General features: G+C 59.3%; 10 protein-coding genes. All 10 read left to right on the plus strand.

The features are described from left to right. Positions 1–61: 61 nt before the first annotated feature. Positions 62–1858 (plus strand): extracellular solute-binding protein, encoded by a 1797-nt coding sequence (locus E5678_RS05315; protein ID WP_136180640.1) that lies wholly within the window; start codon positions 62–64, stop codon positions 1856–1858. A 133-nt stretch (positions 1859–1991) separates the two neighbouring features. Beyond that, positions 1992–3017 carry an ABC transporter permease subunit gene (locus E5678_RS05320; RefSeq protein ID WP_136177556.1) on the plus strand — a complete coding sequence of 342 codons (1026 nt, stop codon included), beginning with the start codon at positions 1992–1994 and terminating at the stop codon, positions 3015–3017. A 157-nt stretch (positions 3018–3174) separates the two neighbouring features. Continuing rightward, positions 3175–4215 (plus strand): ABC transporter permease, encoded by a 1041-nt coding sequence (locus tag E5678_RS05325; RefSeq protein ID WP_136177557.1) that lies wholly within the window; start codon positions 3175–3177, stop codon positions 4213–4215. Further along, complete coding sequence (locus E5678_RS05330) at positions 4212–5921, plus strand: dipeptide ABC transporter ATP-binding protein (protein ID WP_136177558.1); 1710 nt, start codon at positions 4212–4214, stop codon at positions 5919–5921. Before E5678_RS05325 ends, E5678_RS05330 begins: the two co-directional genes overlap by 4 nt. A gap of 136 nt (positions 5922–6057) precedes the next feature. Then, on the plus strand, positions 6058–6843 hold the full coding sequence (locus E5678_RS05335; protein ID WP_136177559.1) for a DUF2189 domain-containing protein: 786 nt from the start codon (positions 6058–6060) through the stop codon (positions 6841–6843). A gap of 35 nt (positions 6844–6878) precedes the next feature. Continuing rightward, complete coding sequence (locus tag E5678_RS05340) at positions 6879–7100, plus strand: DUF2788 domain-containing protein (protein ID WP_136177560.1); 222 nt, start codon at positions 6879–6881, stop codon at positions 7098–7100. 171 nt (positions 7101–7271) lie between these two features. Further along, positions 7272–7865 (plus strand): ribosome maturation factor RimP, encoded by a 594-nt coding sequence (gene rimP, locus E5678_RS05345; RefSeq protein ID WP_136177561.1) that lies wholly within the window; start codon positions 7272–7274, stop codon positions 7863–7865. A 77-nt stretch (positions 7866–7942) separates the two neighbouring features. Then, entirely contained in the window at positions 7943–9442 is a 1500-nt protein-coding gene (gene nusA, locus E5678_RS05350) for a transcription termination factor NusA (protein ID WP_136177562.1), read from the plus strand. A 32-nt stretch (positions 9443–9474) separates the two neighbouring features. Continuing rightward, positions 9475–12351, plus strand: coding sequence for a translation initiation factor IF-2 (infB, locus tag E5678_RS05355; RefSeq protein ID WP_136177563.1), 2877 nt, complete (start codon positions 9475–9477; stop codon positions 12349–12351). A gap of 11 nt (positions 12352–12362) precedes the next feature. After that, positions 12363–12740, plus strand: a complete 378-nt coding sequence (gene rbfA, locus E5678_RS05360) for a 30S ribosome-binding factor RbfA (protein ID WP_136177564.1) — start codon at positions 12363–12365, stop codon at positions 12738–12740. The last annotated feature ends 92 nt before the right edge of the window (positions 12741–12832 follow it).

The raw sequence follows: 12832 nt of genomic DNA on the forward strand, positions 1-12832 counted from the left end.
GCAGAATTGCTGCATGGGTTTATGTTCTGTTTTTTCCGTCGTTTGGGCGCAGCGCGCGTTGATGGGGGTGGCCATGGCCTTGTCGGTCAGTGCCGCCTGGGCTGCGCATGGCTATGGACTGTGGGGGGAATTGAAATACCCCGTCGGTTATCAGCATTTCGACTACGTTGATCCGGCAGCGCCCAAGGGGGGTGAGCTGCGCATGGTGAGCAACCTGCGCCTCTCCACGTTCGACAAATACAACCCCTTCACGTTGCGCGGGAGTTATCCAGCCTTTGTGACGTCCTTGATGTTCGAGGGCTTGTTGACTGGCTCACTGGATGAGAACGGCACCGGCTACGGTTTGTTGGCTGAAGATGTGAGCGTGGCGCCCGATCGCCTCAGCGCCACTTTTCGGTTACGCAGGGAGGCACGGTTCAATGACGGAAGCCCTGTGCTCGCAGCCGATGTCAAGCACAGCTATGAAACCTTGATGGGTCCTCATGTCAGTCCGAGCTACAAAACTGTTCTGACGGATGTGGCAGGGCTGGATGTGGTTGATGAGCGCACCGTGCGTTACCGGTTCAAAAAACCCAACCGTGAGTTGCCACTGACGGTGGGTGGGTTGCCGGTATTCAGCCGGGCCTGGGGCAACGAGGTCGATCCCAAAACAGGACAACGCAAGTCCTTTGACCAGGTGGTGGTGGACATGCCTATCGCCAGCGGCCCTTACACCATCGGGCCGGTGAAGTTTGGTCGCGACATCACCTATGTGCGCGATCCCAACTACTGGGCCAAGGATCTGCCGGCACGCAAGGGGTTGTTCAATTTCGACCGCATCACCGTCAAGATCTACAAGGACAACACGGCCAAACTCGAAGCCTTGAAGGCAGGCGAGTTTGATTTCATGCGCATCTTCTCTGCGGGTGACTGGGCGCGCCGCATCGATGGCAAACGTTTTGATTCGGGCGAGCTGGCGAAGGTCAACCTGCAGCACCGCTTGCCGACAGGCTTTCAAAGCTATGTGTTGAATACTCGCAAGCCATTGTTGAGCGATGTGCGTGTTCGGCAGGCGCTTGGCCTCGCACTGGACTACGAGTGGATGAACCGCCAGATGTTCTATGGCGGGTACCAGCGGGTGCAGGGGCTGTTTGGCAGCACGGATTGCGCGGCGAGCGGCCTGCCCAGCGAGGCCGAGTTGGCGTTGCTCAAGCCCTGGGCCAAAGAGCTGCCTGCCGCAGTTTTTGGCCCAATGGCCGTGGCGCCGCGCACCGACGGCGAACATTCGCTGCGCGGCAATTTGAAGCAGGCGCAGGCCATGCTTAAGGACGCGGGTTGGCGGGTGCGCGACGGCGTGCTTACCAATGCTGAGGGAACGCCGTTTGAACTGGAATACCTTGCCAGCGACGAAGGTGGCGTGCGATCCACCATGCCCTGGGTGCGGAATCTGGAAAAACTGGGCGTCAAGATGCGAGTTCGCGTGGTCGACTTTGCCTTGTACCAGGAGAAGTTGCGCACCTTTGATTTCGACGTGGTGACCCTGGCGTTTGGCGGCACGCACACGCCCGGCGCGGAATATGCTGAGCTGTTTGGCAGCGAGGCGGCCAAGACGCCCGACTCGGGCAATTATTTTGGGGTGAGCAGCCCGGCTTTGGACGATGTGCTGAAGAGGCTGGGGGAGGCCGATAGCCGGCCCGACTTTCTGTCGGCCTGCCGTGCATTAGAGCGGGTGGTGGCGCACAGCCATTTGATGGTGCCCCAATGGTCGGGCAACAGCCACCGCATCGTGTTCAACCAAAGCCGGTTGGCCTACAAGGCGCCAATGCCTGTGTTTGCTGAAGGGGAAGATTGGGTGTTGTCGTCATGGTGGAAAAAATGACCACCTTTGCCGCACTTCGCAGGCCTATTTTGAGGGGGCGATGCTGGTGGCATGGCGGACCCAGTTCCGCGGCCTCCTGGGTTTGTGTTCGCTCGCGCCGGTAGAGTATTCCCGTTTCCACTACAGCTCACCTATGTTTGCCTACATCCTCAAGCGCTTGCTGCTCATGATTCCGACGCTGTTCGGCGTCTTGTTGTTGACGTTTGTCGTGATCCAGTTCGTGCCCGGGGGGCCGGTGGAGCAGTATTTGGCCGAGTCGCGCACCGCTGCAGGCTCCAGCGCGGAAGGGGGTTCGGTGTACCGGGCGGCCCAGGGCGTGGATCCCAAGCGGCTGGAAGAGATCAAGGCCTTGTACGGCTTTGACAAGCCGCCAACGGAGCGCTTTGTGCAGATGCTGGGGCGGTTTGCGCGCTTTGATCTGGGGGAAAGTTTTTTCCAGAACAAGTCGGTGAGCGCACTGGTCTGGGAAAAGCTGCCGGTGTCGATCAGTTTGGGACTCTGGACGTTTTTCATCAGTTACCTGGTCGCTGTGCCCCTGGGGGTGGCCAAGGCGGTGAGGGCGGGGTCGCGGTTTGACCTGGTGACCACCCTGGTGGTCTTGGTGGGGTACGCCATTCCCGGCTTTGTGCTGGGCTTGGTGTTGCTGGTGATTTTTGGCGGTCAGTTGCAATGGTTTCCGCTGCGCGGCCTGACCTCGTCGAACTGGGAGGAGCTTTCCTGGGGCGCCCGCATCGTGGACTATTTGTGGCACATCACCTTGCCCGTTACGGCCATGGTGCTCGGCAGTTTTGCCGTCACCGCCATGCTGACCAAGAACGCCTTTCTCGAGGAAATCCGCAAGCAGTATGTGATGACCGCCCGGGCCAAGGGCTTGTCAGAGCGGCAGGTGTTGTGGAAACACGTTTTTCGAAATGCTTTGATTCCCATCGTGACGGGTTTCCCCGCAGCGTTCATTGGCGCATTCTTTACCGGGTCCTTGCTGATCGAAACCTTGTTTTCCCTCGATGGTCTGGGTTTGCTGAGCTTTGAGAGCGTGATCCGCCGGGACTACCCGGTGGTCTTGGGGACGCTGTTTCTCTTTACGCTGCTCGGTTTGATGACCAAGTTGATCTCCGACCTTTGTTATGTGTGGGTTGATCCGCGCGTGAAATTCGACTGAATATGATCCACCCCCATCGCTTGCGCACTGCGCGTCGACAACCCAGGCCCGACCGGTTCCTTGGGACAATACTGTTGAAATGGCAGAGTCAGATCCTCGGCCTGCTGGGTTTCGATGCCCCGGGCTGCTGTTGGTGTTTTTCATTGAGCGGTCGGGCATGACGGACGCAGCAGTTTCTCGCAGCCCCGCTGGTCGGGCTTGGCAACGTTTCAAGCGCAATCGCCTGGGCTACTGGAGCCTGATTGCCTTCGTTTCACTGGTGGTGATCAGCTTGTTTGCCGAGTTGATTTCCAACGATCGGCCTTTGATCGTGCGCTACGAAGGGGAAACCTACCTGCCGATGGTGCGCGATTATCCAGAGACGGTGTTCGGTGGTGACTTCGACACGGCGACCGACTACCTGGACCCGTTCATTCAAAAGCGCTTGTCACAAGACGGCAACTGGGCGCTTTACACGCTCAATACCTACGGCGCTAAAACGGTCAATTACTTCGCCAAGTCACCCAACCCGGCGGGTCCAACCGTGGATAACTGGCTGGGTACGGACTCCCAAGGTCGAGACATGCTGGCTCAGCTGCTCTACGGCTTCAGGGTGAGCGTGCTGTTTGCGCTGGCCTTGACGGCGGTCGGCACCCTGATTGGCGTCATCACAGGCGCCATCCAGGGATTCTTCGGCGGCAAGATCGATTTGGTGTTTCAACGCTTCATTGAGATCTGGGGCTCGATGCCCGAGCTCTATTTGTTGATCATTTTTGCTGCGATTTTTTCACCCAGCCTGCCGTTGCTGCTGGTCTTGCTTAGCCTGTTTGGCTGGATGGGCTTGTCGGATTACGTGCGCGCCGAGTTTTTGCGGAACCGGCAGCTGGACTACGTTCGCGCGGCGCGGGCGCTGGGCTTGTCCAACGGCCAAATCATCTGGCGCCATGTGCTGCCCAACAGTTTGACGCCCGTGGTCACTTTTTTGCCCTTTCGAATGAGTGGGGCCATCCTCGCACTCACGTCACTGGACTTTCTCGGCCTCGGTGTGCCACCGGGTACGCCTTCTCTGGGCGAGTTGTTGAGCCAAGGTAAAAACAACATCGATGCCTGGTGGATTTCGTTGTTTACCTTTTTGGTCCTGGTCACCACCTTGCTGCTGCTGACTTTCATGGGTGACGCGCTGCGCGATGCGCTGGATCCTCGAAAGGCCGATCAATGACGGCCACCAGGTTCCCCGCTGCGCGAGGTTCGCCACCCCCCGAGGAGGCTGGCCACACCTTGGGGCGGCCCAGCGGTGAGGTCGAGACGTCCAGCCCGCCCCAAGATGCTTTGCTGAGCGTTCGCAATCTGCGCGTGGGCTTTGGCGGGCGCGATGTGGTGCACGGTATCGATTTTCACATTGCTCCCGGTGAAAAGCTGGCGCTGGTAGGCGAGTCGGGCTCGGGAAAAACGGTGTCGGCCTTGTCGCTGTTGCGGCTGGTTCATAACGCACAAGTCAGTGGCACGGCCCGGCTGAACGGGCGCGATCTGCTCAGCTTGAGCGAACCTGAGCTGCGCGCCGTGCGCGGCGATGAGGTGGCCATCATCTTTCAGGAGCCCATGACAGCGTTGAACCCGCTCTACAGCGTGGGCAGCCAAATCGGGGAAATACTGCAGCTGAAAAAGGGATTGTCGGGCAAACAGGCATCGGCCGGCGTGGTGGAGTTGCTGGCTGCCACGGGCATTCCCGAGCCCGCCAGGCGCGCCAACGCTTTCCCGCATCAACTCAGCGGAGGCCAACGCCAGCGCGCCATGATCGCCATGGCGCTGGCCAGCGCGCCCAAGCTTTTACTGGCCGATGAACCGACAACGGCGCTGGATGTGAGCTTGCGCGGGCAAATACTGGATTTGCTGAGCGATCTGCAGCGCCAACACGGCATGGCGGTCTTGCTGATTACGCACGATCTGAATCTGGTGAGCCGGTTCGCCGATCGCGTGGCCGTGATGGAGCAAGGGCGCCTTGTGGAGCAAGGCAACGTGCGCGCGGTGTTTGAAGCGCCGACCCATGCCTACACACAGCGGCTGTTGGCCAGCCGCCCGCAACGCGATGTCGTCGAGACGCCCGTGGTCCAAGGCGAGAGGCCTGCGTTGCGCACGCAAGGGTTGCAGGTGAGCTATCCAGTGCCGCTGCCGGGTCTTCGTGGGTGGTTCAAGAAGGGCGCGTTTGTTGCGGTCAAGGGCGCGAACCTGGCCATTGCTCAAGGTCGAACGCTGGGGGTAGTCGGCGAATCGGGATCGGGCAAATCCACGTTGGCGTTGGCGGCCTTGGGCTTGCTGCCCTTTGAGGGTGAACTGCAGGTGGATGGGACCGACTGGAGGCAAGCCGAGAAACAGGGAAGAAGCAAATCGTTGCGCCAGCGCATACAGGTGGTGTTTCAGGATCCGTTTTCTTCGCTCTCACCCCGCATGACTGTCGAGCAAATCGTTGGAGAAGGGCTCACAGTGCATGCCCCTGAACTGTCGGCTGCCGAGCGGCGCGAGCGGGTGGAGCAGATGCTGGCTGAGGTGGGGTTGGTGACCGACCCGACGCAAGCCGGCGACTGGCTGCAACGCTACCCGCATGAATTTTCAGGTGGCCAGCGGCAGCGCTTGGCCATTGCACGGGCGCTGATCGTTGAGCCGAAGTTGCTGGTGCTGGACGAACCAACCAGCGCGCTGGATGTCACCGTGCAGCAGCAGGTGTTGCGCTTGTTGCAGCGGCTGCAGCGCGAACGGGGCCTCAGCTATTTGCTCATTACCCACGATATGGATGTGATTCGTGCCATGGCTCATGAGGTGGCCGTTATGAAAGAGGGCGACATCGTGGAATATGGCGCCTGCCTGAGCGTACTGGCCCGGCCGAAGCACAGCTACACCCAGGCCTTGGTGCGAGCCACCGACCCGTGAACATGCCCAAGCACTTGAGGTCTACCCGCCTGGGTTGACAATACCCAGATTGATCTTTGTCAAGACCGCCTGAGTGGTCACCGTCTATAACCGTGCACTTGGCGCCGCACCTTGTGTGTTTGCCGCGAGCTTTTTCATGTCCCATCCATCTGCTTCCCCAGCCCCTACGTCGCACGCCCAGCTGCGCAGCATTGACCTGCACTCGCCTTGGCGATGGCTGGCGTTGGGCTGGTCCGATCTGAGGCGCAACCCGGTGCCAGGCCTGTTGCATGGCTTCCTCCTGACAGGATTTGGCGCTTTGTTGCTGTGGGCCGCGCGTGATCAGTTCTGGTTGCTGGCCGGTGCTTTCTCCGGCTTTCTCATTGTTGCGCCTGTTCTTGCAACTGGCCTCTATCACGTCAGCAAGGCTTGCCAAGGCGGGCGCAGTGCTGGTGTGGGGGAAGTGGTGATGTTGTGGCGATCGGGTGACCGGCGCCTGGTGACCTTTGGCTTGTTGCTGGCACTGGCCGGCACAGGCTGGGTGCTGACCTCTGCGGGCCTGATCACCTTGTGGTCACCCGTTGCGATTCAGAAACCCGCGGATTTTCTGCGCCAGGTGGTTTTGGTGCGCGAAGTGGGTTTGTTCGAAGTGTGGCTGTTGTTGGGTGCCTTGCTGGCGGCGCCTGTGTTCGCATCGACCGTGGTGGCGCTGCCGATGCTGGTAGACACCTCGGTCCCCGTCAGCATGGCGGTGCTGGCCAGTTGGCGTGCCGTGGCTGAACATCCTGGGCCTATGGCTCTCTGGGCTGTGCTGATCGCGGTTCTGGTGGGCCTGGGCATGTTGACGGCTCTGCTGGGCCTGATCGTTCTGATTCCCATCATCGCCCACGCCAGTTGGCATGCCTATTGCGACCTCACCGGGCGGATCGGAGTGGCAACATGACATATTCCCGCCAGACGGCCACCCGCTGACCTTGTATGGAAGTTACCCTTTTCGGCTTCACCGAGGGCCAAATTGCTCAGTTTGGATTGACCTTCGGCGTCGGCGCATTCATCTTGTACATGTTGTTCATCGTTTTGAACCTTGCACTGGAGGCCAAAGCAGGGAAGTTCGGGACCTTCATTCTCTTTTTGGTACTCTCCTTGGGCATGCTGGGTTTTGTGGCAAAAAACGTGATTCAGTGGGTATTGGGAATTTAGCGTTTACTCTGGCCCGGATATTGCAAATAGAGGGCAATCCGGTCTATAATGCTAGCTTCACGACCAAATGGGCGGGTTACTACCGGCCCATTTTTTTTGGCTGAACGCTTTTTCGTTTTTGACATTGATCGGGTGCCCAGGGCGCCTCCACCAGGACAATCACCACACACAATGGGCTGGCAAGAAACCGTTACGCAAACCGTCACAGGGCTGGGTCTTGACCTGGTCGATCTGGAGCGATCCGCTGGCGGCTTGCTCCGTGTGACCATTGATCTGCCCTGGGTGCCGCCTCAGGAGGGGCAGCCTGCACCCTTGCCTCAATTTGTGACGGTGGAAGACTGCGAGAAAGTTACTCGGCAGCTGCATTATTTGTTGGAGGTTGAGGGCCTGGAGTACCGGCGTCTGGAAGTCGGGTCTCCTGGTATTGATCGTCCATTGCGGCATGAGGTGGACTACATCCGCTTTGAGGGTCAGATGATCGATCTGACGCTCAAAGCGCCTATTGGTGTCACCGATTCGGCTGTGGCAGCCAGTCGCAAGAAGTTTCGCGGCACGCTGGAGCGGGCCGAAGATGGGGTGTCTTGGCAAATCGTCTGGAGCGATGAGCCTGAGCGCAAGCCGGGGCAGCGGGTGAGCAAAAAGCGTTTGCCCCTGCCGATGCAGGCGTTGAATTTTGAGCTGTCGGATGTGCAGCAGGCGCGTTTGGCGCCGATTGTGAATTTCAAGGGCCGTCAGACCTCGGCGCCCGGAAGTGTTTCCGAGTGATGGGGTGATGGTGGGCTGTTTTATGCAAAAAATGTTTGTGACTCTGAATCAGAGCTTCGGAAAGGTGGGCCAGTGATATGAACCGCGAAATGTTGATGCTGATTGATGCCATCTCGCGTGAGAAAAACGTAGAGCGAGATTTGGTGCTGGGCGCCGTCGAGCTCGCGTTGGCCTCCGCCACGAAAAAGCTCTACAAGGGCGAGGTGGACATCCGTGTGGCCATGGATCCCGATTCTGGTGCCTACGAGACTTTCCGCCGCTGGCTGGTGGTCCCCGATTCGGCGGGCTTGCAGAATCCCGATGCGGAAGAGTTGCTGACCGATGCGCGCGATGAGTTGCCTGATATCGAAGAAGGCGATTTCATCGAGAAGCCCGTAGAGAGTGTGCCGATTGGCCGGATTGGCGCCATGGCCGCCAAGCAAGTCATTTTGCAAAAAATCCGTGACGCCGAGCGCGAGATGCTGCTGAACGATTTCATGTCGCGTGGCGACAAGATTTTTGTTGGTACTGTCAAGCGCATGGACAAGGGTGATCTGATCGTTGAGAGTGGCCGTGTTGAAGGTCGTCTGCGCCGCAGCGAGACCATTCCAAAGGAAAACTTCCGAACGGGTGACCGGGTTCGCGCCATGATCATGGAAGTGGATTTGACGCTGCGTGGCGCGCCCATCCTGCTGTCGCGCTCGGCGCCTGAATTCATGATTGAGCTCTTCCGCCAGGAAGTGCCCGAGATCGAGCAAGGCCTGCTGGATATCAAGACCTGCGCCCGGGATGCGGGTTCGCGCGCCAAAATTGCCGTGCACACCCATGACAAGCGTATCGATCCCATCGGTACTTGCGTCGGTGTGCGGGGTTCCCGTGTCAACGGCGTGACCAATGAGTTGGCCGGTGAGCGGGTGGACATCGTGCTTTGGAGTGATGATCCTGCCCAGTTCGTGATCGGCGCCTTGGCGCCTGCCAATGTGGTGTCAATTGTGGTGGACGAAGAGCGTCATGCCATGGATGTGGTGGTGGATGAGGAAAACCTCGCTATTGCCATCGGCCGTGGTGGGCAAAACGTTCGCCTGGCTTCCGAGCTGACTGGCTGGCGCATCAACATCATGACCGCAGACGAATCGGCCCAGAAGCAAGCCGAAGAAGCCGACGGCATCCGCAAGGTGTTCATGGCAAAGCTGGATGTGGATCAAGAGATCGCCGACATCTTGATCGAAGAAGGCTTTACCAGCCTCGAAGAGGTGGCCTATGTGCCGCTTCAGGAGATGTTGGAAATTGAATCGTTTGACGAAGACACTGTCAACGAGCTGCGGACCCGCGCTAAAGATGCTTTGCTGACGATGGAAATCGCCCGCGAAGAAAGCGTGGAAGAAGTCTCGCAAGACCTGCGCGACCTCGAGGGTATGACCCAAGAGCTGGTGGCCAAGCTGGCCGATGCCGGCGTGCACACACGCGATGAGCTGGCCGATTTGGCCGGCGATGAATTGACCGAGATCACTGGCCAGGCGCCCGAAGAGGCGACTGCAATGATCATGAAGGCTCGCGCTCACTGGTTTGCCGGTGACGAAGCCCAGGCCTCTAACTGAATCAGTGGAGGCCCACGCGGAGAAAAGAACCCATGACAAGTACCACCGTCGCCGAACTGGCTGCCGAGCTGAACAAGCCCACTTCAACCCTGCTGGAGCAACTCTCCTCTGCTGGGGTGCCCAAATCCGCAGGGACTGATGCGATCACCGAGTCCGACAAGCAAAAGCTGTTGGGCCACCTCAAGGCCAGTCACGGCACGGCAGGTGGCGAGCGCAAGAAGATCACACTGGTGAAAAAATCCACCAGCGAGATCAAGCAAGCCGATGCCACCGGGCGTGCCCGAACCATTCAGGTGGAAGTGCGCAAGAAGCGCACTTTTATCAAGCGCGATGACGAAGTCGCTGCCGTGCCAGAAGCGGAGCCAGAAGCAATCGTAGACACCACGCCCGTGGTGGACACGGCTGAGCTGGCCAAGCGGGAAGAAGAGGCGAAGCGTCAGGCGGAGCTGTTGCGCCGTCAGGCGGAAGAGTTTGCGCAAAAGCGCAAGGATCGCGAGGCCGAAGAGGCACGGGTGGCCAAGGTCGAGCAGGAGCGTGCCGCCGCTGAGCAGCAAGCTGCTGCCGAAGCCGCAGCGAAAGCGAAGGCCGCCGAGCCAGCGCCTGTGGCCGAACTCGACGCTGAGGGTTCTGCCGCAGCACGAATTGCAGAGCACGAAAAAGCCAAGCTGGTTTCGCTGGAGCGTGAATCGGTTGCGCGAGCGTTGGCTGAAAAGCAAGCAGAGACTCAGCTCGCGGATGATCTGCGTGCCAAAGATCTCGATGAGCGCCGCAGCAAGGCCGAGGCCGAGGCCGCCAATATCCGAGCCATGATGGCGGCGCCCGCCAAGACCATGGTGGCCAAGAAGCCTGAGCCGGATCCCAAGGCGATCAAAGGCACGCTGCACAAACCCGCAGGCACACCAGGTGCCAAGGTGGCTGGTGCTGCTGCCGTCGCTGGTGCAGCGGGAGGCAAAAAAGAGATCAAATCGGAAAACCTGTCTTCCACCTGGAAGGACGATGCGGCCAAGAAGAAAGAGATCAAGACGCGTGGCGACACGGGTGCAGGTCGTTCCAACTGGCGCGGTGGCCCGCGTGGAGGTGGTGGCGGTCGTCGCGGCGGTCGCGACTCGAGCAACGCGCATCAGAGCACGTTCGTCGCACCGACCGAGTTCAAAGTTATCGAAGTGCACGTGCCCGAGACCATCACCGTGGGTGAACTCGCTCACAAGATGAGCTTGAAGTCTTCTGAGGTGATCAAGCAGTTGATGAAACTGGGCCAGATGGTCACCATCAACCAGCCGCTTGACCAAGATACCGCCATGATCGTGGTGGAAGAGCTTGGCCATACCGCAGTGGTTGCGGCGCTGGATGATCCTGAAGCATTCCCCGAAGAAGATGGCGGGCAATTCACTGGTGAACTGTTGCCGCGTGCCCCTGTGGTGACGGTGATGGGTCACGTTGATCACGGTAAGACGTCTTTGCTGGACTACATCCGGCGTGCGAAGGTTGCTGCTGGCGAAGCCGGTGGTATCACGCAGCATATTGGCGCGTACCATGTGGAAACCCCGCGCGGCATGGTGTCTTTCCTGGACACCCCCGGCCACGAGGCGTTTACCGCCATGCGAGCCCGTGGCGCTCAGGCAACCGACATCGTGATTCTGGTGTGCGCAGCCGATGACGGCGTGATGCCCCAGACCAAGGAAGCCATCAAGCATGCCAAGGCCGCTGGAGTTCCGATCGTGGTCGCATTGACCAAGATCGACAAGCCAGGAATCAGCCTTGAAAAAGTGCGTGGCGAGCTGGTGTCCGAAGAGGTCATTCCGGAGGAGTTTGGTGGTGACGTTCCATTCGTGGGCGTCTCGGCCAAAACAGGCGAGGGCATTGACGCTTTGCTGGAGCAAGTGTTGCTGCAGGCCGAGCAGCTGGAGCTGAAGGCTCCGGTCGATGCCATGGCAAAGGGTCTCGTGATCGAAGCGCGCCTGGACAAAGGTCGCGGTGCCGTGGCCACGGTGTTGGTGCAGAGCGGTACCCTCAAGACGGGTGACGTCGTGCTGGTGGGGTCAACCTCTGGGCGCGTGCGTGCCATGCTGGACGAAGATGGCAAGTCCATCAAAGAAGCCGGTCCTTCCATTCCGGTGGAGATCCAAGGTCTTTCTGAGGTCCCGCAAGCCGGTGATGACTTCATGGTGATGAGCGACGAGCGCCGAGCGCGTGAAATTGCCACGTACCGTGCGGGTAAGTTCCGCAATACCAAGTTGGCCAAGCAACAGGCAGCCAAGTTGGAGAACATGTTCGCCGATTTGTCGGCTGGCGAAGTCAAGGTGCTGCCCATCATCATCAAAGCCGATGTGCAGGGTTCGCAAGAAGCCTTGGGCCAGTCATTGCTCAAGCTCTCGACCGAAGAAGTCAAGGTTCAGATCGTGTTCTCTGGCGTGGGTGGCATCAGCGAGAGCGATGTCAACCTGGCCATCGCGTCCAAGGCCGTGGTGATCGGATTCAACGTGCGTGCCGATGTCGGCGCGCGCAAATTGGCCGAAGGCAATGACGTCGATTTGCGCTACTACAACATCATTTACGATGCCGTGGACGAGCTCAAGGCTGCCATGTCGGGTATGTTGGCGCCTGAAAAGCGCGAAGAGATCATTGGCCAGGCGGAAATCCGCACAGTGTTCGTGGCTTCCAAGATCGGTACAGTTGCCGGTTGTATGGTCACGTCCGGTATGGTCACCCGTTCTTCGCACTTCCGTCTGCTGCGCGAAAACGTCGTCATCTACACCGGCGAGATCGATACGCTCAAGCGCTTGAAAGATGATGTGCGCGAGGTCAAGGAAGGCTTCGAGTGCGGTATCAAGCTCAAGAACTACAACGACATCAAAGAAAACGATCAGCTCGAGTTCTTTGAAGTCAAGGAAGTGGCGCGCTCGCTCTAATCGAATCGACCATGGCACGCAAATCGTCCTCCACCCCCAACCGCGGCTTTCGCGTGGCCGACCAGATCCAGCGTGATCTGGCTGAGTTGATCGCGCGCGAGTTGAAAGACAGGCGCGTGGGCATGATCACGATCAATGCGGTTGAGGTCACGCCTGACTATGCCCATGCCAAGGTGTTCTTCAGCCTTTTGACCGGAGATCCGGTGGAAACGCTGGAGGGTTTGACTGCCGCCGCGGGTTTCTTGCGATCGGGCCTTTTCAAGCGCCTGCACATCCACACCGTGCCGACGCTCCATTTTGTGTTTGACCGCACCACAGAACATGCGGCCGACATGAACGCCTTGATCTCCAAGGCGGTGGCCTCCAGATCCACGGACGACGAGGTCTGATCATGAGCATCACAGGGCTTCCCCAAGGTGCGAAAGCCCCCTTGGGGGGCTCCGGACCCTGTCTCGACGGAGTGCGTTCTGCTGCACCAAAA

The sequence above is a fragment of the Hydrogenophaga sp. PAMC20947 genome (assembly GCF_004795855.1).
Classification (GTDB): Bacteria; Pseudomonadota; Gammaproteobacteria; order Burkholderiales; family Burkholderiaceae_C; genus Hydrogenophaga.

Coding starts and splice junctions, on each gene's coding strand:
- E5678_RS05315 (WP_136180640.1), top strand. CDS start 62: ATGGGGGTGGCCATGGCCTTGTCGGTCAGTGCCGCCTGGGCTGCGCAT.
- E5678_RS05320 (WP_136177556.1), top strand. CDS start 1,992: ATGTTTGCCTACATCCTCAAGCGCTTGCTGCTCATGATTCCGACGCTG.
- E5678_RS05325 (WP_136177557.1), top strand. CDS start 3,175: ATGACGGACGCAGCAGTTTCTCGCAGCCCCGCTGGTCGGGCTTGGCAA.
- E5678_RS05330 (WP_136177558.1), top strand. CDS start 4,212: ATGACGGCCACCAGGTTCCCCGCTGCGCGAGGTTCGCCACCCCCCGAG.
- E5678_RS05335 (WP_136177559.1), top strand. CDS start 6,058: ATGTCCCATCCATCTGCTTCCCCAGCCCCTACGTCGCACGCCCAGCTG.
- E5678_RS05340 (WP_136177560.1), top strand. CDS start 6,879: ATGGAAGTTACCCTTTTCGGCTTCACCGAGGGCCAAATTGCTCAGTTT.
- rimP (WP_136177561.1), top strand. CDS start 7,272: ATGGGCTGGCAAGAAACCGTTACGCAAACCGTCACAGGGCTGGGTCTT.
- nusA (WP_136177562.1), top strand. CDS start 7,943: ATGAACCGCGAAATGTTGATGCTGATTGATGCCATCTCGCGTGAGAAA.
- infB (WP_136177563.1), top strand. CDS start 9,475: ATGACAAGTACCACCGTCGCCGAACTGGCTGCCGAGCTGAACAAGCCC.
- rbfA (WP_136177564.1), top strand. CDS start 12,363: ATGGCACGCAAATCGTCCTCCACCCCCAACCGCGGCTTTCGCGTGGCC.